This window comes from Rhizobium sp. R339, from assembly GCF_002211395.1.
GTDB lineage: Bacteria > Pseudomonadota > Alphaproteobacteria > Rhizobiales > Rhizobiaceae > Rhizobium.
Genome location: NZ_LOKV01000004.1, coordinates 152,950 through 174,410, shown reverse-complemented (window position 1 = coordinate 174,410; position 21,461 = coordinate 152,950). Strand labels below are relative to the sequence as shown.

Here is a 21,461-nt window from a genome sequence, read left to right as displayed (position 1 = left end):
CTGATACCGCCGGTCACGAAATCCAATGATTCGGCATTGCAGCCGACGAAATCAGCCGGGCTTCTTCTTCGAAAACTTGTTTTTCGGCCCGGAGCCACCTTTGCCCTCATATTTGCCGCCCTCGAATTTCGGATTGTCATATCTGGGCTTGTCGGATTTCGGGCCATCGAAGCCGGGCTTGCCGGATTTCTTGCTCCAGGGCTTGCTGTCCCTTCTCTCCTGGCCGCCAGCGTCGGCTGCGGCATAACCGCCGCCCGAACCCTTGCCGAACTTCTTCTTCGGCCGCTCATCGCGGAAGGAGTCGCCTGGCCGTTCGTCACGCGACGGTTTGCCGGCATAGGGCTTCGGCGAGGGCGCGCGGCTGAAATCCGGCGTGCCGGAAAGCCGGGTTACACGGATGCCGCGTTCGAGCGTTTTGTTCGGACCGAGCGCCTCCTGGAAACTATCGGCATTCGCCGCGGCGATCTCCACATAGGTTTCCTCGGGCTGCATCTTGATTGCGCCGATCTCCCGCTTCGTCACATTGCCGTTGCGGCAGAGCATCGGGATCAGCCAGCGCGGCTCGGCATTCTGCTTGCGCCCGACCGAGACGGAGAACCAGACGCTGGGGCCGAAATCTTCGCGCGGTCCCTTCTGCGCCGGCTCGTAGGGCGCAGCATTGTCGCGGCGCTTGCGGTTGCGCTCGTCCTGCACGGTGACCTCGATGAGGTCTTCCGGCGCCGAATGGTTGGTGCGATAGAGGCGCAGGAAAGCGGCGGCGAGCTTTTCGGCGCCGTGGCTCGAAAGCAGCTGCTGCACCAGCCCCTGCTCTTCCTCCTGCGGCGCTTCGTGGAAGATCGGATCGGCGAGCAGCCGTTCGTCATCGCGCTCGCTCACCTCCTCGGCCGACGGCGGCCGCGCCCAGCCGGCCGAAATGCCGGCATTCTCCAGCAGCCGCTCCGCCTTGCGCCGCGCGTTCAGCGGCACGATCATGGCGCTGATGCCCTTGCGCCCGGCGCGCCCGGTGCGGCCGCTGCGGTGAAGCAGCGTTTCCGGGTTGGTCGGCAGATCGGCATGGATGACGAGATCGAGGCCCGGCAGGTCGATGCCGCGGGCGGCGACGTCAGTTGCGATGCAGACGCGGGCGCGCCCATCGCGCATCGCCTGCAGCGCATGGCTGCGTTCGTTCTGCGTCAGCTCGCCGGAGAGAGCCACGACGGAAAAATTGCGGTTGTTGAAGCGCGCGGTCAGGTGATTGACGGCAGCGCGCGTCGAACAGAAGACGATGGCGTTCGTCGCCTCGTAATAGCGCAGCACGTTGATGATCGCGTTCTCGCGGTCGCTCGGGGCAACCACCAGTGCGCGATATTCGATATCGACATGCTGCTTTTCCTCGGCCGCGGTGCTGATGCGCACGGCATCGCGCTGATAGCTCTTGGCGAGCTTGGCGATCGCCGCCGGCACGGTCGCCGAAAACATCAGCGTGCGGCGCTCGTCCGGCGCCGATTCGAGAATGAATTCCAGGTCTTCGCGGAAGCCGAGATCGAGCATCTCATCGGCCTCGTCGAGCACCGCCGTCTTGAGGTCCGTCATATCAAGCGCATTGCGGCGAATATGGTCGCAGAGCCGGCCCGGCGTGCCGACGACGATGTGAGCGCCGCGTTCGAGCGCGCGGCGCTCGCTGCGTATGTCCATGCCGCCGACGCAGCTGGCGATCACCGCGCCGGTCATCTCGTAGAGCCATTCCAGCTCGCGCTTCACCTGCAGCGCGAGTTCGCGCGTCGGCGCGATGACGAGGGCGAGCGGCGCGCCGGCATTGCCGAAGCGCTCCCTGCCCTCAAGCAGCGTCGGGGCCAGCGCCAGTCCGAAGGCGACGGTCTTGCCGGAGCCGGTCTGAGCCGAAACCAGCGCGTCGGATGCCGCAAGGCCGGGATCGAGCATCGCCTGCTGCACCGGGGTGAGTTCGGCGTAACCGCGCTTCTGCAACGCCTTGGCGATCGCCGGAACGACGCCGTTGAATTCTGTCATGGGTTCGATCTTTCGGAACTGTCAGGCGCGAACTGCGCCATGGCCGGAGCCAGCCGGCGGGATATTTGCGCCGTTCCTAGCCGCTCCCGCGGCGATTGTCAAAGCGTGCGGCTTCGCCACAGCCAGGCATCGATATGGCTTGTACGGCCGCGCAGCTCTGTTTCCAGCGGACCCTCGATCTGGCCCGATTGAAGGAGCACGCTGTCCTCGCCTGCGGCGGCAACGATTTCGGCGCTGAGCGCCAGCTCGACGCCGTGACGCGCGGCCACTTCCATCAGGCGGCTGCCGACATTGACCGTGTCGCCCGCCGCCGTGATCTGCTGCCGGTCGCCGGTGCCGAGCCGCGAGGCGACGATCGGCCCGCAATGGGCGCCGACCTTGAAGCCGATCTTCTTCTCGGCGAATCCGGCATGAACCGCAAGCCAGGCCCGCGTGCGGTCGCAGAGGCGGACCGCACAGGCGACAGCACGGGCTGCATCGTCGTCGGCGGGCTCCGGCAGGCCGAACAGGATCATCGCGCCGTCACCCATGAAGCTGGTGATGGCGCCGCCGTGAGCGCGTGCCTCCTCGTCGATCAGCTCGAAGAAACCGCTCAGAACCTCGCTGACCTTCACCGGTCCGAGATCTTCGCTGAGGCCTGTAAAGCCCGAGAGGTCGATGAAGACCACGGCGGCGTCCTGGCGCACCGGCTTGGCAAGGAAATCCGGGTTGTGCGCCAGCCACTCTCCGAGGCCAGGCGCCTCGATGCGCTGGAGCAGCGCGCTCTGAGCCGCGAAATGGCGTGCGCGGCCGCGGTCGAGCCAAAGCTCGGCTGCCCCGAAGATCAGCGCCGGCGGCAATGCAGCCGCGATCGGCAGTGCTGCGCTCAGCCAATAGCCATGTGCAAAGGCCGACAGGTTGAGCATCGCCCAGACGATGAGCGTCAGTACGATGACGACATAGCCGGCGGCACTACGCCGCCATGCAATCAGCGAAACGAGCAGGACGGACAGCCCGACAGCGATGCCGGCGTCGATCAGCCGTATCCTGTGGTCCCGCACCATGCCGTCGCCGGCGATGAGATGGGTGATCGCCGTCGACATCACCTCCACACCTGGCATGACGGGATCGAACGGCGTCGGGAAGACATCGCCGCCGCCGGTCACGGTGGAGCCGATGACGACAACACGGCCCGAAACGGCATCCGCCGGCAGCTTGCCAGCCAGCGCATCGGCGGCGCTGAAGGTGGCGATGCTCCCATGTCCACCATAGAAAGTCACCGGCAGGCGCAGGCCGATATCTGTGGGAATGCGCAGGTTCCCCAGCATGATGGCACCGGGTTCGATCGCGGGATCGACACCGAGCGCCACCGAAGCGGCGCGCAGCGGAAAAGCTGGATCCAGCCGGTCGGCGGCGCGCGATATCAGCGGAATGAAGCGCGGTGTGCCGGTCTGGTCGGTTGCGACATTGACGACGCCGACTGCCGCCGCCTCGGCAAAACGCGGAAGCGGCAAGAGAAGATGATTTGCCTCGGGAATGGCGGCAAGCGGATCACCGGCCGCATCTGTGACCTGCTGGCTGCTTCGGGCAAAGGTGGCCGCTGCTGCAATCACGGAAGGCCCTTCGCGGAGGACGGAGGCGAGCGCGGCATCACCCTCCTCCGGCCCAGGATCAACGAGCAGGATGTCGAGCGCCACGGCTTTCGGCTTCAGCGCGTTGATCGCGCTGACGAGCCGCGCAAGCGTCGCCCGGTCGAGCGGATAGCCGTGGGCTACGGCGGTGCGGTCGTCGATCGCGACGATCGAGACGATAGGCGGCGGCGCTTTCGCCCCGACGACGACGCTGCGGATGTCGGTGAGCGAAGCTTCCATCCGGTCGAGAAGGCCGATTCGCGCATCGAGATTGAGATAGCCGAGCGCAGCCCCCCAAAGGCCGGCGAGCAGCAGCATGATCGTCGTCAGCAGGCGATGATTCATGGATTTATTGGCCCAGGCGGGCAAGAAGGGCGGCCGCACGCGTCGCCGGCCAGCGGCGCACGACAAGCGGCTCGGTTCCACCGCTGACATCGACGCCCTCGCCCGGCGACAGCACTACCGGCGCACCGGCCGGACGGCGGACGGCGACGCTGCCTCTGACGACCAGCACCGAGGTCTTGCCGCTTGCAACATCGACAGCCCATTGCGTGCCGCGCACCGCGGCGATCGCCTGCGGCGTCACGACCTGGAAACCGCCCGCGTGCTGGCTGCTGTCGACATCGACGAGGACGGCCTTGCTGCGCAGCGACAGGGAATCCGGGCTGCCGTCGCGATTGCGATCGCTGAGGCGGAAGGACGCGCCGGCTTCCGCGGTCACTTTGACGCCGCCCGGGCAAGTGAGGACCTGACGGGAGCTGGCATCGCGCGATACCAAGCAGCCGGCGGACTGAGCAAAGGCGGTCCCATAGGGAAACAGCCCGACCGCGAGTGCGGCAGTAAATAGACTGCGAAGCATCTTAGTCATGGAAAGCCCCTTTGACTGTGCGGAGCAGCTTTTACGAAAGTGTCCGCCAACCGTCTTCTTCCATTTGGGGCATGATAGCTGAATTCAGATATTTCCCCATGCGAAAAAACTGCCCCAAGCCCTCAGCGGCTGGCGATGGTTTCGGGCGCCGGTCCGGCGTAGCGCGCTCGCGGCCGGATCAACTGTCCGCTTTCGATCTGCTCCATCGCATGCGCCAGCCAGCCCGTCGTGCGGGCAAGCGAAAAGACGATGATCGGCGCCTCCCTGGGAAGATCGAAGGCGGAGGCCATCGCGGCAAGCGCGAAATCGATGTTGACCTTCTCGCCGACCATCGCCTCGCCGGCGTCCCGGAGTTCGGTGAATTTCGCTGGCAGAGGGAAATGCGACAGCAGCGTCAAGGCCCTGACATCGCCGTCGGGATAGAGCGGATGGCCGAAGGCCGAAAGGGAGTTGCCCTGTGCAAGCGTGCGGCGGATCGCTTGCTCCGCCCCGACGCCAGCCGTCGCCTCGATCAATGCGTCGACACCCTGCCAGGCGGCGCCGTGCAACGGTCCTGTCAGGGTCGAAAGGCCGGAAAGCACCGAGGCCGAAAGGGCAGCACCCGCCGATGCCGTCACCCGCGCAGCGAAGGTCGAGGCATTCAGTTCGTGATCGGCAAGCAGCACCAAAGCGCAGCGCAGGCAATCGGCCGCCTGCGGCCGCTGCCAGCTTGCCGCAAGCCTGACATGCAGCGGCTGGTCGGAGGGCCCGGGAGCCAATGCATCGGCGACCGTGGACAGAACATCATGCGCGTCGCGCCGAAGTGCTGCCTGCGATCGGCCGAGCGATGGTAGATCCGCCGTCACCCGCCCGGCCAGCGCCAGAAAGGCCGCCTGAAGCGATGGAGGGGCATATTTGCCGGCGCTGTCCGAGGAAGCTGCTGCCGCCCCGTTCCAGAGCAAGGCGGCCGTCTGTTCCAGCGTCGCCGCCGCAGCAAAATCGGCAGCATCCTGTCCGCGATAGAACAGACGCCCGCGGATGATGGTCGAGATCGCCGATGAGAGAACCGGGTCACCCCAGCGGATCGTCTCGGCGGCGACGGTCTCGGCCTTGCGGCGACCGGCATGGCGCTCGGCCAGCCGCTGCACGTCGGCCGCCTGGTAAAGGCTGCGGCGTGGATCGGCGGGATCGGGCTTGGCACGAATGCGCCCACGGCTGACATTGGCGTAGAGCGTCTGCGGCTTGGTCTTCAGCGCCCGCAGCGCCTCCTCGGCGGTCAGCCACGACATCGGTGCCTCATATTGATCAATTGCATCAAGATTGACGTCAACAAGGCTAGATCGGATCATCCCTCTCGTAAAGGAGAAAACATCATGAAAAACGGCTTGGAAGACGTCATTGCCGCCGAAACGCAGCTTTCGGATGTCGATGGCGAAGCGGGACGGCTGATCATCCGCGGCATATCGCTGGATCAACTGGTCGCGGGCAGCAGCTATGAGGGCGTCGCCGCATTGTTGCTCGACGGGCTGGTAGAGCGAAGCTTTGACGAAACGCAGCTGCGCGAATGGCTGGCGAAGGCGCGAACAAGGGTTTTCGATCACATCAGGACGGCCGATCCTTCGCTGCTTACTCTGCCGCCCGTCGATGCGATGCGGGCGCTGATCGCCCGCTTGCCGGACGGCGAAGATTTCGACACCGCCCTCGCCCTTCTGGCCGCACCGGCGGTCTTCCTGCCGGCGATCCTGCGCCTTCAGTGCTGCGAACAGCCGATCGAACCCAACGCCTCGCTGTCACAGGCAGCCGATATCCTGCGCATGTTGACCGGAAACGCGCCGAGCAAGGAGCAGACGGCAGCCCTCGATGCCTATCTCGTGACGATTTCGGATCACGGTCTCAACGCCTCGACTTTCGCATCACGCGTCATCGCCTCGACCCAGGCAGGCCTCACCTCCTCCGTGCTGGCGGCGCTGAGCGCGCTGAAGGGACCGCTGCATGGCGGCGCGCCCGGTCCGGTGCTCGACATGCTGGATGCGATCGGAACGGCGGAGAATGCCGGCCAATGGCTCGGCGAAGCGCTCGATCGCGGCGAAAGGCTGATGGGTTTCGGCCACCGCATCTACCGCGTCCGCGATCCGCGCGCCGATGCGCTGAAAGGCGTACTGAAGCCATTGATCGCAACCGGCCAGGTGGACAGCGCTCGCGGCGCACTGGCCGAGGCGGTAGAGGCCGCTGCATTGGCAGTTTTGAAAGTCCGCAAGCCGAACCGGCTGCTCGACGTCAACGTCGAGTTCTACACCGCTCTGCTGCTCGAGGCACTCGGCTTCCCGCGTGAGGCTTTCACCGGCGTCTTTGCGATCGGCCGAACGGTCGGATGGCTGGCGCACGCCCGCGAGCAGGCTCTCGAGGGCCGGCTGATCCGCCCGCGCTCGGTCTATATCGGCCCATTGCCGGCCGCTGCCTGAAGCTTGAATTCGGCGGCGGGAAACTCCCGTTGCCGATCGTCAACCGCCGACGAAGGCGGCAAGTTTGTCGAGCGTCAAACGGCAGCCTTCCTCATTGTCTTCGAGCCGAATGCCGGAGGGGATGTCTTCGCAGACCATCGTTACAACGGTGCCGCCATCGACAGGCAACAATGTCGTCGTAAGGGTCATTTCGCCGGAAAAGCTCTCGTCCTCGGAATCGAAAACCGTGACCCAGACGATCTGCTGGTCGGGGACGAGCCTTGCGAAGCGGCCTTCGAACCGGTCCGTCTTCTCCGAGGTCTTGCCGAGTTGCGAAGTTTCGTCATCGGGATAGACGAGCGACATGCTGAAGGCGCCGCCTTCCCAGCCTTCGAAGGCGTGGACGATGCCCGTCATCGAGCCGGGCGGAAGCCAGGTCGCGACGGCCTCCGCATCGAGAAAGGCACGGTAGATGCGCTCTGGCGGCGCCGCAATGAGGCATGAAACGGTCGTGCTGCGTCCTGTCGTCATGCCGGTGAGATAGCGCAAATACCAGCCTTATCCAGACCGCGCGAAGCTGCGCGATCTGGCCTTGGCAGTGGTCAGACGAGACGGCTCTGTTCCGTTGCTGCTTCGATGAAGCTTGCAAACAGCGGATGCGGGTCGAGTGGACGGCTCTTCAGTTCCGGGTGGTACTGTACGCCGATGAACCAGGGATGATCGGGATATTCGATCGTCTCCGGCAGCACGCCGTCCGGCGACATGCCGGAGAAGACGAGGCCGCAGTTTTCCAGCCGGTCCTTGTAATCGACATTGACTTCATAGCGATGGCGATGGCGCTCGGAAATATCGGTGGAACCGTAGATCTCCGAGATCTTCGTACCCTTCTTCAGCGCCGCCTTGTAGGCGCCGAGGCGCATCGTGCCGCCGAGATCGCCGGCTGCCGTGCGCTTCTCCAGCGCGTTGCCCTTGATCCACTCGGTCATCAGGCCGACCACCGGCTCCTTCGTCGGGCCGAATTCGGTCGATGATGCGGCCTCGACGTCGGCCAGGTTGCGGGCCGCTTCGATCACGGCCATCTGCATGCCGAAGCAGATGCCGAAATACGGCACCTTGCGCTCGCGGGCAAAACGGGCCGCAAGGATTTTGCCTTCGGAGCCGCGTTCGCCGAAGCCGCCTGGCACGAGAATGCCATGGACCTTTTCCAGATAGGGTGCGGGATCTTCCTTTTCGAAGATCTCCGACTCGATCCATTCGAGCTTGACCTTGACGCGATTGGCGATGCCGCCGTGGTGCAGCGCTTCGATCAGCGACTTATAAGCATCCTTCAGGCCGGTATATTTGCCGACGATCGCGATCATCACCTCGCCTTCCGGCGTGCGGATGCGGTTGCAGACCTCTTCCCACTGTTCCAGGCGCGGCTTCGGCGCCGGCTCGATGCCGAAGGCAGCCAGCACTTCGCCGTCGAGGCCTTCCTTGTGGTAGGCCATTGGCACGTCGTAGATGTTGGCGACGTCGAGCGCCTGAATGACGGCGGACGGGCGCACGTTGCAGAACAGCGACAGCTTGCGGCGCTCGGCTTCCGGAATTTCGCGGTCGGCGCGCACCAGCAGGATGTCGGGGTGGATGCCGAGCGCCTGCAGTTCCTTGACGGAATGCTGCGTCGGCTTGGTCTTCAGCTCGCCGGCAGCCGGAATATAGGGCATCAGCGTCAGGTGGACATAGACGGCGGTGCCGCGCGGCAGGTCGTTGCCGAGCTGGCGGATCGCTTCCATGAAGGGCATCGCCTCGATATCGCCGACCGTGCCGCCGATCTCGCAGATGACGAAATCGTAGTCGTCATTGCCCTCGATGACGAAATCCTTGATCTCGTTGGTGACGTGCGGAATGACCTGAACCGTCGCGCCGAGATAGTCGCCGCGCCGCTCCTTGTCGATGATGTTCTTGTAGATGCGGCCGGTGGTGATGTTGTCGGTCTTGGTCGCCGAACGCCCTGTGAAGCGTTCGTAGTGGCCGAGATCGAGATCGGTTTCCGCGCCGTCGTCGGTGACGAAGACTTCGCCGTGCTGGGTCGGGCTCATCGTGCCCGGGTCCACGTTCAGATAGGGGTCGAGCTTGCGAAGCCGCACCCGATATCCACGGGCCTGCAGCAACGCTCCGAGAGCCGCGGCCGCGATTCCTTTTCCGAGGGAAGAAACCACGCCGCCAGTGATGAATACGTATCGCGCCATGGGATTCACCGGATACCTTTTCAAAAACGATTCCACCAGCCCAAAAATTCTTTTCCAGAACTTTCGGAGCGTGCCGCGGGAATCTGAACAAAAGAAAACCGGCAGACCCGAGGGCCTGCCGGCGGTTTATGTCGTTGCCCGGTTTACTGTCCCGTCGGGACGCCGGAGGGCTGAGCCGGTGCCGGTGTGGCCGGAGCAGCGGGCGTTGCCGGAGCAGTGGCCGACGGAGCTGCCGGGGCAGTCGCCGCAGGTGCGCTGGCAGCCGGTGCCTGAGTTGCAGGCGCAGGCGCTGCGGGAGCCTGGGCGGCCGGTGCCGGAGCAGCAGCGCCGCCGTTCGGAACGCCGTTGCCGGCCGGCTGGGTTGCCGGAGCCTGCGCGCCGCCGCCGAGCGAATCGAGAATGCCGCTGCCCTGGCCGCTCGTCGCCGGAATGCGGTCGAGAATGTCGGTCGGACGGCGTTCATATCGCGTCAGTATGCCGAGGCCGAGCGAAGTGAGGAAGAACAGGGTCGCCAGGATCGCGGTCGTGCGCGTCAGCGCATTGGCCGTGCCGCGGGCCGACATGAAGCCCGATCCGCCGCCGATGCCGAGGCCGCCGCCTTCCGAGCGCTGGATGAGCACGACGCCGACGAGGGCGAGCACGATCATGAGATGGATGACAATCAATACTGTCTGCATGGGTCCAGTCCTGCCCGCCTGGAGACGGACATAAGTAAGAATTCTGGCGGGTCTTTACATGAGGCTTTCGCCTATTCCAAGCCCTTCGGCCAGGAATAAACCCAGGAATAAACAATGCATCAGGCGAGCAGCGCCTCATAGGCCCGGTAGATGGCGAGGAAGTCGGCGGCTTTCAAGCTCGCCCCGCCGATCAGCGCTCCGTCGACATTGGCGATGCCGAGCAGCTCTACGGCATTGGCGGGCTTGACCGAGCCGCCGTAGAGAAGGCGCATCTTGCGGCCTTCATCGCCGAAGCGGGCGACGAGTTCCGCGCGCATGAAGGCGTGGGCCTTTTCGACATCAGCCGATGTCGGCGTCACACCGGTGCCGATCGCCCAGATCGGCTCATAGGCGATAACAGTGTTCTCGGCAGTCGCGGTATCCGGAACCGAGGCGGAAAGCTGGCGCTTGATGACGTCGAGCTCCTGCCCGGCGCGGCGTTCGTCGGCCGTCTCGCCGATGCAGATGATCGCCGTGAGCTCGGCGGCGAAAGCAGCCTCCGCCTTGGCGCGGACCAGATGGTCCGTCTCGGCATGGTCGGTGCGGCGCTCGGAATGGCCGACGATCACATAGGTGCCGAAGCTGTCGGCGATCATCTCGGCCGAGATATCGCCGGTATGCGCGCCTGACGGCTTCTGGTGGCAGTCCTGTGCGCCGATCGCAAGCGGGCTTTCGGTGCAGAGCGCGGTTGCCACATAGAGCAGCGTCGTCGGCGGGCAGATCAGCGCCTCGACCTTGCCGGAGAGCGGCGGTCGAACGCCCTCGGCGATCGCCTTGATCTGATCGAGCGAGGCACGCGTGCCGTTCATTTTCCAATTTCCCGCCACCAGCGGGCGCACGTCAGGTGTCATGCCGGCCTTCCTAACTTCATATCCTCGGCCGCATTATCAAAAGCTTGCGGCAATGAAAAGCATCATGCCCTTGACGTAACGGGAATCTCTGCGATCTCGCGCATTTTTCTGCCGAAATCGCCGTCAGCGGGCAAGAATCCAGTTCAACACCCTGCGCCAGTCGATCATCCGGATCGGCGTTCCATGGTTTCCGGTCTGAAACAGTGTGAAGCGCGTTGGGTATTTCGCCTTGTGCAGGGTCTCGAACAGCGCCTGCTGGTCGCTGGCGGCATAGACAGGATCACGGCTGCCATGCGCAAACCAGAGCGGCAGCTTCGCCTTGTAAAAGGCGCTCCTGGTGAAATCGGGATCGGTGACCCCGCTCATGACAAGCATGCCCTTCAGCCGCTTGGCGCTGTCGCCGTCACGCGCAACGCCCCAGCAGATCTGGCTGCCCATGGAGGCGCAGGCAAGAATGATCGGCCGGCCGGGCGATTGCGCGCTCGCATAGCGGATGAGGCCTTCGATCGCAGCAACGCCGTTGCTGTCGAAGCTCCTGACCGTCGGCGAATAATAGACGCCACCATTGCCGGCGACGAGGTTCTTCAGCCGGTTGAAGTTTCCGCCGAAGCTGTAGTCATTGGCGCCGAGCCGGCGGTCGCCGTCGCGGCCGTGGATGAAGATCACCGTGAACGCGGCATTCTGAACAGGTCCCACCCTGGTGACATCGAGCCTGATGCCGTCGAGCGAGAGGGTTTCGTCGGTCTGGGCTTTGCGGATGCCGAGCGCAACATATTTCTGCTGCGCCCGCTTCTCCGGGATCTGGTCGCGGCCGTTGATATCGCGCATCTCGTCATAGTCGATCACCTCGAAAGCGCCGTCGTCGCTTGTCTGCAGCACGGTCTGTTTCGAGAAGAGATCGTCCTTGAACGGCGGCAGCGCATCGGCCGCCCGCGCCGGTCCGCCGGCCGAAAGGAGAGCTGCGGACAGCAAAAAGGCCGCAATTATCGATATAACAGTGCAATGACTTGTGGACATTCGCATGCGGATGGTTTCCTGAAGCCTGCCGCCGCTTGCCATTCCGCGCCCGGCAACGCAAATCATTTCTGAAAAGCCCGCCAAATGAGGCGGTGTCGCGTATAGAGGTGCTTTCTGGCAGAATCTGCCTGATTCGCAAACGTGACGTGAAATGCGGTGATTTTGGGCCGGCGGCGCCAGCTCAAGACAGGATGAAGATCTGAACGGCTCCATGGACGACAGCAACGACCTTTTTTCCGGAATGCCCCTTTCTGAAAAACGCGAGGAGGCACAGAAGCCCGTCGCCGCGGCCGAACGCGCGCCGGCGGCTGCCCCGCCCGTTTCTCCCCGCCCTGCGCCCGCCGCCTCGAATGCGGATGACTACGGCGCCTCGTCGATCCGCGTCCTCGAAGGACTTGAGCCGGTGCGCATGCGCCCCGGCATGTATATCGGCGGCACTGACGAAAAGGCGTTGCATCACCTCTTCGCCGAAGTCATCGACAATGCGATGGACGAGGCCGTCGCCGGACACGCCAATTTCATCGAGGTGCATCTCGATCTGCAGGGCTATCTCAGCGTTACCGACAACGGCCGCGGTATCCCGGTCGAAAACCACCCGCAGGTGCCGGGCAAGTCGACCCTCGAAGTCATCATGACCAAGCTGCATGCCGGCGGCAAATTCGACGGCAAGGCCTACGAGACCTCGGGCGGTCTGCACGGCGTCGGAGTCTCCGTCGTCAATGCGCTTTCCGACTTCCTCGAAGTCGAGGTGGCGCGAAACCGCAAGCTCTACCGCCAGCGTTTCTCCCGCGGCCTGCCGCAGGGCGGGCTCGAAGAGCTGGGCGACGTCCACAATCGCCGCGGCACCCGCGTGCGCTTCCATCCCGATCCCCAGATATTTGGGGAGCACATGAAGTTCGACGCCGCCCGCGTCTTCCGCATGGCGCGCTCCAAGGCCTATCTCTTCGGCGGCGTCGAGATCCGCTGGAGCTGCGAGCCGGGCGTGCTGCCGGAAGGGTCCGAAGTGCCGGATAAGGCGGTCTTCCACTTCCCTGGCGGCCTGAAGGACTATCTCCAGGCGACGATGGGCAAGGAGTTCACCGTCACCCGCGAAATCTTCGCCGGCAAGACGGAAAAGACCAGCGGCCACGGCTCGATGGAATGGGCGATCACCTGGTATGGCGGCGATCCGCAGGTGCATTCCTATTGCAACACCATCCCGACCCCCGAGGGCGGCACGCATGAGGCCGGCCTTCGCATCGCGCTGACCAAGGGTCTGAAAGCCTATGCCGAGCTGACGCAGAACAAGCGCGCCGCGCAGATCACCACCGACGACGTAATGATCTCGGCCGTCGGCATGCTGTCGATCTTCATCCGCGAGCCGGAATTCGTCGGCCAGACCAAGGACAAGCTGGCGACCGTCGAGGCCCAGCGCATCGTCGAGAACGCGCTTCGCGATCCCTTCGATCATTATCTCGCCGACAACCCGAACGAGGCGGCCAAGCTGCTCGACTGGGTGATCGAGCGCGCCGAGGAGCGGCTGCGCCGCCGCAAGGAAAAGGAAGTCAACCGCAAGACGGCGGTGCGCAAGCTGCGCCTGCCCGGCAAGCTCGCCGACTGCTCGCAGAACACCGCCGAAGGCGCCGAACTCTTCATCGTCGAGGGTGATTCGGCAGGTGGCTCGGCCAAGCAGGCGCGCAACCGCGCCAATCAGGCGATCCTGCCGCTGCGCGGCAAGATCCTCAACGTCGCCAGCGCCGGCCGCGAGAAGTTCGGCGCCAACCAGCAGCTCGCCGATCTCATCCAGGCGCTCGGCTGCGGCACACGGTCGAAATACCGCGACGAAGACCTGCGCTACGAACGCATCATCGTCATGACCGATGCCGACGTCGATGGCGCCCATATCGCCTCGCTGCTGATCACCTTCTTCTATCAGGAGATGCCGGAACTGGTGCGCGGCGGCCATCTCTTCCTCGCCGTGCCGCCGCTCTACAAGATCACGCAAGGGGCGAAATCCGCCTATGCCCGCGACGACAATCATCGCGCCGAGCTGATGCAGACGGAATTCAAGGGCAAGGCCAAGGTCGAGATCAGCCGCTTCAAAGGTCTCGGCGAGATGATGCCCGCCCAGCTCAAGGAAACCACCATGGATCCGTCCAAGCGCACCCTGCTCCGGGTGCTGATCGACGAGGTGGATTTCGAGGGCACCCGCAGCGCCGTCGATGATCTGATGGGCACCAAGCCGGAAGCCCGTTTCCGCTTCATTCAGGAGCGCGCCGCCTTCGCCGAAAACCTCGATATTTAAAGCATATGCGGCGCCGAACGGTCGGATAGATACCATTCGGCGCGTCGCACTTAAGCATTTTCGATTTCACGGAACTGACGAAGAACCGTAACAACTCCGTCAAACAACCGGCGCATGAAGCGGTCGGCGCACGGCCTCCCTTGGGAAGAGCGGCTGCGCCGGTTCGAACCGTTTTCAACCCTTGCCGGATATTTGCCATGACCAAGCGTTTTGCCGCGACTGCCGCTTTCGTTCTTTTGTCCAGCACCGTCACCGCCAGCGCTACAGATATCGGCGCCACCTTCGAAACCGCCTGCCCTTTCGGCGATTGCGCCGCCGGCATTTCGCTCTCCTATCTCGGTGAATTCATTATACCCACCGGCCAGATGGAACACGGCGTCGAATTCGGCGGCATTTCCGGCCTCGATTTCGATGCCGCCACCGGGCACTATATCGCCCTCAGCGACGATCGCTCGGACAAGGCCCCGGCCCGCTTCTATGAACTGGACATCGATGTCGATGCGTCCGGCCTCAAGGGTGTTTCCGTCGTCAAGCACGTGACGCTGAAGGACCAAGAATAGCGAGCCTTTCGCTGCCAAGACCGTCGATCCGGAATCGATCCGTTTCGGCAAGGACGGCATCTATTGGGGCAGCGAGGGCGACGCCAAGGTGCTGTTGCCGCCCTTCGTCCGCGTCACCGCGCCGGATGGGTCGTTCGTGCGTGAATTCAAGCTGCCGGAAGGTTTTGCTCCGACCGTCGACAAGTCGACCGGCATCCGCGACAACCTCGCTTTCGAGGATCTCGCTGTCGCGCCTTCGGGCGACGTCTTCCTCGGCGTCGAAGCCGCCCTCTATCAGGATGGCCCGAAGCCGTCGCTGACGACGGGCAGCCTGTCGCGCATCATCCGCTATGACGGCGCAACCGGCGAGCCGAAGGCGCAGTATGTCTACCCTGTCTCGCCAATCCCGCAGGCAGCCCCCAAGGCCGACGGCGGCAATGACAACGGCATGTCGGAAATGCTTGCTCTCGACGATCAGCGCCTGCTCGCCGTCGAGCGCAGCTATGCCGAAGGCTTCGGCAATAACATCAAGATCATGATGATGGATCTCGCCGACGCGACCGACATATCCGCCATCGCCTCGCTCGCCAAGAACGACCAGCGCGTCGTCCCCGTCCGCAAGAGCCAGGTCCTCGATCTCCGTGCGATCGGTCTCGTCCCCGACAATATCGAGGCCATGTCGCTCGGCAAGGGCAAGGACGGCACCGACGTTCTCATCCTTGGCTCCGACAACAATTTCTCGGTCGCTCAGAAGACGCAGTTTTACGCCTTCAAGCTTCTGCGCCGTCCGCAGCAGTAAGATGCTCCGTCTGACGGACGGATAGCGACGCTTTGTATACGCTTTCACGCCACGCACCTTGAAACCGCCCGGATCATGGCCCATAACCAGAGTATAAAAAGAAGAGGCGCGCGTGGGTGTGTTCGATCGTCAGAAAACCAATCATGAACCGCGATGGCTGGGGTCGTCAGCGCAAACGCGCACGCCGCTGATTCCATCCATCTCGGCGGCGCGCTGGCTGCTGGTGCTGATCGTCGCGGCCGGCGTTTATTTCTTCTACGGCTTCCTCGTGCCGGTGCTCGCCGCCCTCGTCATCGGCTTTGCCAGCTGGCCGCTCTACCGCAAGCTTCTCGCCCGCGTCGGCGGCAATACGACGATCGCCGCGACCATCGCCATCGTCATGATCGTCACCTTTCTGGTCATTCCGATCGGGCTTGCGGTCACCTATACGACCGGCGAAGTGCGCACCTGGCTCGCCTGGGCGATCCATGCCAACCGCGCCGGCGCGCCGACGCCCGACTGGATCGTCGCGCTTCCCTTTGCCGGCCCCTATCTCGATGATCTCTGGACAAAATATATCGGTAGCCCCGGCGCGCTGGGTGAACTCATCCAGGCGGTCAGCGGCGCCCATATCGGCAATATCTATCGCGCCGTGCTGGCGGCCGGCGGCGGCGCCTTCCATCTGTTGCTGACGCTGCTCTTCATGCTGATCGCGCTGTTCTTCGTCTATCGCGACGGTTTTTCCTTCTCCAAGCAGATCGATATGCTCGGCGAGCGCATCCTGCCGAACCGCTGGGAGCGCATTTCCCGCGTCGTGCCGGCGACGATCAGCTCCACCGTCATGGGCATGACGCTGATCGCGATCGGCGAAGGCATCGTGCTTGGCGTGGCCTATTGGATCGCCGGCGTTCCCTCGCCGGTCACGCTCGGCGTGCTCACCGGCGTCATGGCGCTGATACCCGGCGGTGCGCCGCTCTCCTTCACGCTGGTTTCCGTCTATCTCCTGGCGAGCGGCTCGCATGTCGCCGGCGTCGGCCTCTTCGTCTGGGGCACTGTCGAGCTCTTCATCGTCGACAAGACGCTGAGGCCGAAACTCGTCGGCGGCCCAATCAAGCTGCCCTTCCTGCCGACCTTCTTCGGCCTCGTCGGCGGCGTGAAGACGATGGGCTTCCTCGGCCTCTTCATCGGTCCCGTGCTGATGGCACTGATCGTCGCCATCTGGCGTGAATGGATCCACGAGGCGCGCAATGCCGAAAAGATCGAAACAGGCCCGCAAGTCCTCATCGACGAGCAGGCGCCGCCCCCGTCGAAACCGATTCCCCGGGTCGCCGAAGGCTGAGCCGCCTTCGCCGAGCGCTATCCCAGCCGCTTTTCCATGAACAGGCTGAGCGGGTCCGGCAGATAGCTGCCGAAAGCTTCGATGTCCCGATATCCGTATTTGCGGTACAGCGCGATCGCCTCGGGCTGATAGATGCCGGTTTCGAGCCGGATCGCCGTCAGCTGTTTTTCCCTCGCGATCGTCTCCAGCGCATTCATCAGTCCGCTGGCGATCCTCAGTCCCCTCGCCCCGGGATCGACGAACATACGTTTGATCTCCGCCGTGCCGTCGCCTGCCTCGACCAGCGCAGCGCATCCGACGATCGCACCGTCGTTGCGGGCGACGAAGAAGCTCACCGAAGGCTTCTCCAGCGATGAGAGATCGACCAGATGGTTGCTTTCGGCGGGATAGAGCGATTGCGCATAGGCATCGGACAGATCGAGAAGGCGAATGACGCCGTCCTGGCGCGGCGGCTCCTGGGCGATGGTGACGGACATGCTGATTCCCGGTGTTTGCAAGAGGCGCAATTTTTCCCCGACATGACGAAGAGTTAATGTCTCCGCCTTGTTTCGGTTGGAATTGCGCCGTCTAAGGCGATGTCAGGTTCAATAAGCAAGGAAACAGAATATGCAAGCGGTGCTCATCGCGATGACCATTCTCGGTTGCGACGATTCCGTTACCCAATGCAATTATGTCGCGACGGTCGACAAGCGCTGGGAAAGTGTTGCCGCTTGCGATGCCGAGGCCGAACGCCGGCTGAAAACCTATGCCAATGTCAGCTACCCCTCGGTCATCGCGGTTTGCGAGGCGCCGAAAGCGCTTGCCGCCGCCGAGCCGCCGAAGCCTGCGTCCTTGCCCGCAGCGGGAACTGCTCCCGAGCCTGCCGAAGAGCCGGTGGGAAGATTGGCCGGCTTCGCTGAAAACATCGCCGGCCAGGTCCGCGCGCATCTTCCATCCGGCCGCGACGTCAAAGAAACCCTATCGAAGCCCGTGCACTTCGTATCGACCAGCTATTCCTGGGTGGTGACGCGGCTGAACGATTAGGCCGCAGCAAGCGCCGCATAGACGCGGGCCGATTGCCGCTGTTCGGCGACGCCAAGCTTTTCCACCATATCGAGCAATTCGCCGATCGCACCATGTGCACCATCGTGATGGCGGAATTTTTCGAGGAGGCGGCCGCAGATATTGCCGAGCACGCTGTCCGGCGCTTTCCTGGCGGCGTCGCGCCAGAGCAGCGTCGCCTCGACGAAGATGACGCTGATGTCCCGCGGCAGGCCGGCGGATTCATAGAGCGCGCGCACCGCATGCATGCGTCCGGTCGCGAGAATCGAGCGCACCCGGCGCTCGCCGCAACCCGTCAGGTCGACGATCGCAGCCGCGAAGAAATCCACCTTCCCGGCGCAGAGCGCATGCATCAGGAAGGACGGCGTCAGCCGGCCGTTGAGGCGCAGATGCTCGACGAGATCGGGTATTTCGCGCGGCGCGATGTCGCCGGCGATCGAAACGATGGCAGCCTCGGTCGCCTCGCGGCTGATGCGCTGGAGCCGCTGCAGGCCGATCGCGGCCTGCGCCAGTGGCAAACCGACCAGCGCATTGCTGACATGCTGGGTCAGCAACTGGCGGGCATCGGCCGGAAGATCGCTGCGGTCGAGCAGCAGGTTGCGGATGTCGCAGCTGTCGCCGAGCCGTTCGGCGATGCGTTTCAGCGATTGGCTGGAGATAGCCGCACCGTCGTTTTCGAGCAGGCAGAGCAATTCCTCTTCGTCACCGACCTCCGCAAGAGCGGCGGAGACCGGGCGCGTGACATGGGCTCGAGCTGCGATCAGCATGCGGGTGGCGCCATTGCCGCGCGCGGCGAGATCGACAAGATCGGCATCGCTCAAAAGCGGCGAACAGGTGACGGCATGGCAGGCGACCTCGGGCTGGTCCTCGGCGAGCGAAAGCACGAGGCTGCGCGGCGCGTCCGGCGACCAGGCGATCGCTTCTGCGAGCGCAAGCCGCACGCGCGGCGACGGGTCGTCGAGCAGGAAGGTCATCGCCATCTCGGCCGCCTTCTTTTCATCGCTGGACATGTCGGACTGCAGATAGGCTCGCCCGAGTGCATTGGCTGCCCGAGCCCGGTCGCCGGTCTTGGCGGTTTCGATCCAACGAAGGAAAGCTTCTACGATCACGCGACGCCCCAGCACTTGAACGCGATTCCTTCGCGTTCCTTTCATTGCTGTGACCGTAGCGGCAAAAGGTTTAAGATTGGTTCACCATATTTCTTAAGCCTTTGTATGCCTTCTCAGACATCCACCTTTGGCATCTGCGGCCGGAACATCTCGAAGACATCGCTGCCTTCGCTGTAATCCATATACCCCATGCGCGCGACAGGCCGGGCGATCGACATGTCGAGCCGGCCGTCCCTGACGATCGCCTCGTCGATATGGATGCCGACCACCTCGCCGAAGACGATGACGTTTTCGGACGGCGTGCCGGAGAGTGTCTTCGGCTCGATGATCTCGGTGACCCTGCATTCGAGCACCGCAAAAGCCTCGCCGACATAGGGCGCGTCGATCAGTTCGGCCTGCTTCGGCGTCAGCCCGGCGAAGCCGAATTCGCTCTCGCCGTAGGGCAGCGCCGCCGAGGAGAGGTTCATCTTCTCGGCAAGATCGCGGCTGACGAAATTGCAGGTGAAAACGCCGGTCTCGGTCGCATTGCGCTGGCTGTCCTTGCGTCCGGCGGACGAAAACATCACCAGCTTCGGCCGGTCGGCAACGGCATTGAAGAAGGAATAGGGCGCAAGATTGATCGACCCGTCCCTGCCCTTGCTGCCGATCCAGCCGATCGGGCGCGGCGACACGATCGCCTTGAAGGGATCATGCGCGAGCCCGTGCCGGTTGCTGTCGGTGGTGTAGAACATCAGTCTTCTCCGCCGACCCAGGTGACGGTATCGGCAAGCTCCGGCCGCGGACGTTCGATCGCCGGAAATGTCGTCGAGCCGATATGGATGAAGCCCGCGACCTTTTCGCCCGCCTCGACGCCGAGCAGCGGATAGGCGCGCTCGTCATAGGCGAACCATTCCGTCAGCCAGTTGGCGACATAGCCGCTGGCATTGGCGGCGAGGATGACGTTGAGGCAAAGCGCCCCGGCCGACATCAACTGCTCCCATTCCGGGATCTTGATATGTGGACCTGCCTTGCTGACGACGGCGACGACGACGGGCGCGCGGGTGAAGCGGGTGCGCTCGACCTGGATCATCTTCTCGGACAGATCGGGCTTCGTCTCGAGCGCGAGCTTCAGAAGTTCCTCGCCGAGCTCGGCGCGCTGCTGTCCGCGAAAGACGATGAAACGCCAGGGCGCGATCTTGCCGTGATCGGGAACTCGCGAGGCAAGCCGCAGGATCTCCTCGATCTCGGCTTTCTCGGGGCCTGGTTCGCACATCTGGAAAGCGGGGATGGAGCGGCGCACCGCGAGGTAGTCGATCAGCTTGATATCGGATTTCATACGGGAGAAGCTTTCATTTTTATGCTGCTGCAAAGGGTGGGTCTTGAATTTGCCACCGCGTTGGTCTTGAAGTGGCCTTTGCGATTTCAGAAGTCAATCGGTTCACGAAACAGATGTTTGGCATTTCGCCTCTTGCACGCACCGGCCTCGCCATCGCCCTGATGGTCCTGATGCCCCTCGGCGCCGGCGCGCAGGATGCTTTCAAGGATTTCAAACAGCTCGATTCGACATCGAAGATGCCGAAGCTCAACGCCTTCATCGCGCCGGGCACTGCGTCGCAAGGCAACAAGCTGCGCGACGTCGCGATGGAAGCCAAGCTGACGGCCGATGGCACGCCGGTCGAGGATGGGCTTTCCTGGTACGTCTTCAGCCCGATCGCCGGCACGGACGGCAAGCTCCCGCTGATCGCCAGCGCCAAGGGCGGACCCGCCGCCTTCCAGCTTGCTCCCGGCGACTATTTCGTCAACGTCTCCTTCGGCCGCGCCGGCGTCACCAAGAAGCTGACCGTGCCTGCCGACGGCGAGGTCGACAAGCAGGTGATGGTGCTCGATGCCGGCGGTCTCCTGCTCAACGCCGTCTCCGGCACCGACTCCCGCATCCGCCCGGATCAGTTGAGTTTCTCGATCTATTCCTCGGAAGTGCGCGACGATGGCGAGCGCGGTCTCGTGGTGGCGGATGTCTCGCCGAACACCGTCGTACGCCTCAATGCCGGCACCTATCACATCGTTTCCGAATATGGCAGCGTCAACGCCGTCATCCGCGCCGATATCCAGGTCGAAGCCGGCAAGCTCACCGAGGCGACGATCCAGCACCGCGCCGCACAGGTCACCTTCAAGCTGGTCTCGGAGGCCGGGGGCGAAGCGATCGCCGATACCGCCTGGTCGATCCTGACGGCAGCCGGCGACAGTGTCGGCGAAAGCGTCAGCGCCTTTCCGACCATGGTTCTCGCCGAAGGCGAATATTCCGCCGTCGCCCGCAACAAAGACAAGATCTACCAGCGCGATTTCAAAGTGGTCGCCGGCAGGAATACCGATGTCGAGGTTCTGATGAAGGACCAGCAGCCGCAGCAGCCGGAAAGTGCGGCGCGCACGGTGCAGCAGGTGCCGGCCGGCACGCCGCCGCCGCCGGGTGTCCAGCCGGCCCCGGAAGCGCCGCTGCCCTCCTATGAAGAGCTCGCACCGCAAGGCGGCGACGGAGCCAGCCTGGATTGATTTTACCGCGCACGCGCCTAGGCCGCGTGAAAGATCGCGCCGATCGGCCGGCGCTTTAAGCGCCGGTTTCCATCATTAGCGAAGAGATACCTCGAAGAGCAGCCGGTCTCGGAATGCCGCGCCTT

Annotated in this window: 18 protein-coding genes and 1 pseudogene; 6 read left to right on the top strand and 13 right to left on the bottom strand. The window is 63.8% G+C overall.

The window, feature by feature from the left end; translation table 11 throughout:
* Positions 1-51 precede the first annotated feature (51 nt).
* From ATY76_RS08610 to ATY76_RS08595, 4 genes are all read right to left on the bottom strand, one after another.
* A complete protein-coding gene (locus ATY76_RS08610) occupies positions 52-2,007 on the bottom strand; it encodes a DEAD/DEAH box helicase (protein ID WP_088674338.1) in 1,956 nt (651 codons plus the stop codon).
* Between the two features lie 98 nt (positions 2,008-2,105).
* Complete coding sequence (locus tag ATY76_RS08605; protein WP_088674372.1) at positions 2,106-3,962, bottom strand: adenylate/guanylate cyclase domain-containing protein; 1,857 nt, start codon at positions 3,960-3,962, stop codon at positions 2,106-2,108.
* Between the two features lie 4 nt (positions 3,963-3,966).
* Complete coding sequence (locus ATY76_RS08600) at positions 3,967-4,485, bottom strand: FecR domain-containing protein (RefSeq protein WP_088674337.1); 519 nt, start codon at positions 4,483-4,485, stop codon at positions 3,967-3,969.
* Positions 4,486-4,607: 122 nt separating this feature from the next.
* On the bottom strand, positions 4,608-5,753 hold the full coding sequence (locus tag ATY76_RS08595) for a citrate synthase (protein WP_088674336.1): 1,146 nt from the start codon (positions 5,751-5,753) through the stop codon (positions 4,608-4,610).
* 84 nt (positions 5,754-5,837) lie between these two features.
* Here ATY76_RS08595 and ATY76_RS08590 point away from each other — a divergent pair, with 84 nt between their 5' ends.
* Positions 5,838-6,926 (top strand): citrate synthase/methylcitrate synthase, encoded by a 1,089-nt coding sequence (locus tag ATY76_RS08590; RefSeq protein ID WP_088674335.1) that lies wholly within the window; start codon positions 5,838-5,840, stop codon positions 6,924-6,926.
* A gap of 39 nt (positions 6,927-6,965) precedes the next feature.
* Here ATY76_RS08590 and ATY76_RS08585 read toward each other — a convergent pair whose 3' ends face one another.
* The 5 genes from ATY76_RS08585 to ATY76_RS08565 form a co-directional block, all read right to left on the bottom strand.
* A complete protein-coding gene (locus ATY76_RS08585) occupies positions 6,966-7,436 on the bottom strand; it encodes an SRPBCC family protein (protein ID WP_088674371.1) in 471 nt (156 codons plus the stop codon).
* A 71-nt stretch (positions 7,437-7,507) separates the two neighbouring features.
* Entirely contained in the window at positions 7,508-9,136 is a 1,629-nt protein-coding gene (locus ATY76_RS08580; protein WP_088674334.1) for a CTP synthase, read from the bottom strand.
* Between the two features lie 143 nt (positions 9,137-9,279).
* The gene (gene secG, locus ATY76_RS08575) at positions 9,280-9,813 is read right to left on the bottom strand and encodes a preprotein translocase subunit SecG (protein WP_088674333.1); all 534 of its coding nucleotides are present in this window, start codon (positions 9,811-9,813) and stop codon (positions 9,280-9,282) included.
* 119 nt (positions 9,814-9,932) lie between these two features.
* A complete protein-coding gene (gene tpiA, locus ATY76_RS08570; RefSeq protein WP_088674332.1) occupies positions 9,933-10,703 on the bottom strand; it encodes a triose-phosphate isomerase in 771 nt (256 codons plus the stop codon).
* Positions 10,704-10,826: 123 nt separating this feature from the next.
* Positions 10,827-11,726 carry a phospholipase gene (locus ATY76_RS08565; protein WP_088674370.1) on the bottom strand — a complete coding sequence of 300 codons (900 nt, stop codon included), beginning with the start codon at positions 11,724-11,726 and terminating at the stop codon, positions 10,827-10,829.
* A 205-nt stretch (positions 11,727-11,931) separates the two neighbouring features.
* Here ATY76_RS08565 and parE point away from each other — a divergent pair, with 205 nt between their 5' ends.
* From parE to ATY76_RS08550, 3 genes and pseudogenes are all read left to right on the top strand, one after another.
* Positions 11,932-14,004 (top strand): DNA topoisomerase IV subunit B, encoded by a 2,073-nt coding sequence (parE, locus tag ATY76_RS08560; RefSeq protein ID WP_088674331.1) that lies wholly within the window; start codon positions 11,932-11,934, stop codon positions 14,002-14,004.
* 197 nt (positions 14,005-14,201) lie between these two features.
* A pseudogene (locus ATY76_RS08555) lies at positions 14,202-15,342 on the top strand (esterase-like activity of phytase family protein).
* 112 nt (positions 15,343-15,454) lie between these two features.
* On the top strand, positions 15,455-16,660 hold the full coding sequence (locus ATY76_RS08550; protein ID WP_088674330.1) for an AI-2E family transporter: 1,206 nt from the start codon (positions 15,455-15,457) through the stop codon (positions 16,658-16,660).
* Positions 16,661-16,677: 17 nt separating this feature from the next.
* On the opposite strand, the gene ATY76_RS08545 is transcribed toward ATY76_RS08550, so the two are convergent.
* Entirely contained in the window at positions 16,678-17,136 is a 459-nt protein-coding gene (locus ATY76_RS08545) for a GNAT family N-acetyltransferase (RefSeq protein ID WP_088674329.1), read from the bottom strand.
* Between the two features lie 130 nt (positions 17,137-17,266).
* Between ATY76_RS08545 and ATY76_RS08540 the strand changes: the two genes are divergently transcribed.
* A complete protein-coding gene (locus ATY76_RS08540) occupies positions 17,267-17,683 on the top strand; it encodes a hypothetical protein (protein WP_088674328.1) in 417 nt (138 codons plus the stop codon).
* Here ATY76_RS08540 and ATY76_RS08535 read toward each other — a convergent pair.
* From ATY76_RS08535 to ATY76_RS08525, 3 genes are all read right to left on the bottom strand, one after another.
* A complete protein-coding gene (locus tag ATY76_RS08535; RefSeq protein ID WP_088674327.1) occupies positions 17,680-18,825 on the bottom strand; it encodes a DUF2336 domain-containing protein in 1,146 nt (381 codons plus the stop codon). The genes ATY76_RS08540 and ATY76_RS08535 overlap by 4 nt on opposite strands.
* Positions 18,826-18,923: 98 nt before the next feature.
* Positions 18,924-19,541, bottom strand: coding sequence for a flavin reductase family protein (locus tag ATY76_RS08530; protein ID WP_088674326.1), 618 nt, complete (start codon positions 19,539-19,541; stop codon positions 18,924-18,926).
* Positions 19,541-20,125, bottom strand: coding sequence for a nitroreductase (locus tag ATY76_RS08525; protein ID WP_088674325.1), 585 nt, complete (start codon positions 20,123-20,125; stop codon positions 19,541-19,543). The genes ATY76_RS08530 and ATY76_RS08525 overlap by 1 nt, the downstream gene beginning before the upstream one ends.
* A 113-nt stretch (positions 20,126-20,238) precedes the next feature.
* Between ATY76_RS08525 and ATY76_RS08520 the strand changes: the two genes are divergently transcribed.
* Positions 20,239-21,336: a hypothetical protein gene (locus ATY76_RS08520; RefSeq protein WP_088674324.1), complete on the top strand. Its 1,098-nt coding sequence runs from the start codon at positions 20,239-20,241 to the stop codon at positions 21,334-21,336.
* Positions 21,337-21,461 lie beyond the last annotated feature (125 nt).

What these genes read in the sequence shown, in the direction of transcription:
- ATY76_RS08610 (WP_088674338.1), bottom strand. Translation starts at nt 2,007, where the DNA reads ATGACAGAATTCAACGGCGTCGTTCCGGCGATCGCCAAGGCGTTGCAG.
- ATY76_RS08605 (WP_088674372.1), bottom strand. Translation starts at nt 3,962, where the DNA reads ATGAATCATCGCCTGCTGACGACGATCATGCTGCTGCTCGCCGGCCTT.
- ATY76_RS08600 (WP_088674337.1), bottom strand. Translation starts at nt 4,485, where the DNA reads ATGACTAAGATGCTTCGCAGTCTATTTACTGCCGCACTCGCGGTCGGG.
- ATY76_RS08595 (WP_088674336.1), bottom strand. Translation starts at nt 5,753, where the DNA reads ATGTCGTGGCTGACCGCCGAGGAGGCGCTGCGGGCGCTGAAGACCAAG.
- ATY76_RS08590 (WP_088674335.1), top strand. Translation starts at nt 5,838, where the DNA reads ATGAAAAACGGCTTGGAAGACGTCATTGCCGCCGAAACGCAGCTTTCG.
- ATY76_RS08585 (WP_088674371.1), bottom strand. Translation starts at nt 7,436, where the DNA reads ATGACGACAGGACGCAGCACGACCGTTTCATGCCTCATTGCGGCGCCG.
- ATY76_RS08580 (WP_088674334.1), bottom strand. Translation starts at nt 9,136, where the DNA reads ATGGCGCGATACGTATTCATCACTGGCGGCGTGGTTTCTTCCCTCGGA.
- secG (WP_088674333.1), bottom strand. Translation starts at nt 9,813, where the DNA reads ATGCAGACAGTATTGATTGTCATCCATCTCATGATCGTGCTCGCCCTC.
- tpiA (WP_088674332.1), bottom strand. Translation starts at nt 10,703, where the DNA reads ATGACACCTGACGTGCGCCCGCTGGTGGCGGGAAATTGGAAAATGAAC.
- ATY76_RS08565 (WP_088674370.1), bottom strand. Translation starts at nt 11,726, where the DNA reads ATGCGAATGTCCACAAGTCATTGCACTGTTATATCGATAATTGCGGCC.
- parE (WP_088674331.1), top strand. Translation starts at nt 11,932, where the DNA reads ATGGACGACAGCAACGACCTTTTTTCCGGAATGCCCCTTTCTGAAAAA.
- ATY76_RS08545 (WP_088674329.1), bottom strand. Translation starts at nt 17,136, where the DNA reads ATGTCCGTCACCATCGCCCAGGAGCCGCCGCGCCAGGACGGCGTCATT.
- ATY76_RS08540 (WP_088674328.1), top strand. Translation starts at nt 17,267, where the DNA reads ATGCAAGCGGTGCTCATCGCGATGACCATTCTCGGTTGCGACGATTCC.
- ATY76_RS08530 (WP_088674326.1), bottom strand. Translation starts at nt 19,541, where the DNA reads ATGTTCTACACCACCGACAGCAACCGGCACGGGCTCGCGCATGATCCC.
- ATY76_RS08525 (WP_088674325.1), bottom strand. Translation starts at nt 20,125, where the DNA reads ATGAAATCCGATATCAAGCTGATCGACTACCTCGCGGTGCGCCGCTCC.
- ATY76_RS08520 (WP_088674324.1), top strand. Translation starts at nt 20,239, where the DNA reads ATGTTTGGCATTTCGCCTCTTGCACGCACCGGCCTCGCCATCGCCCTG.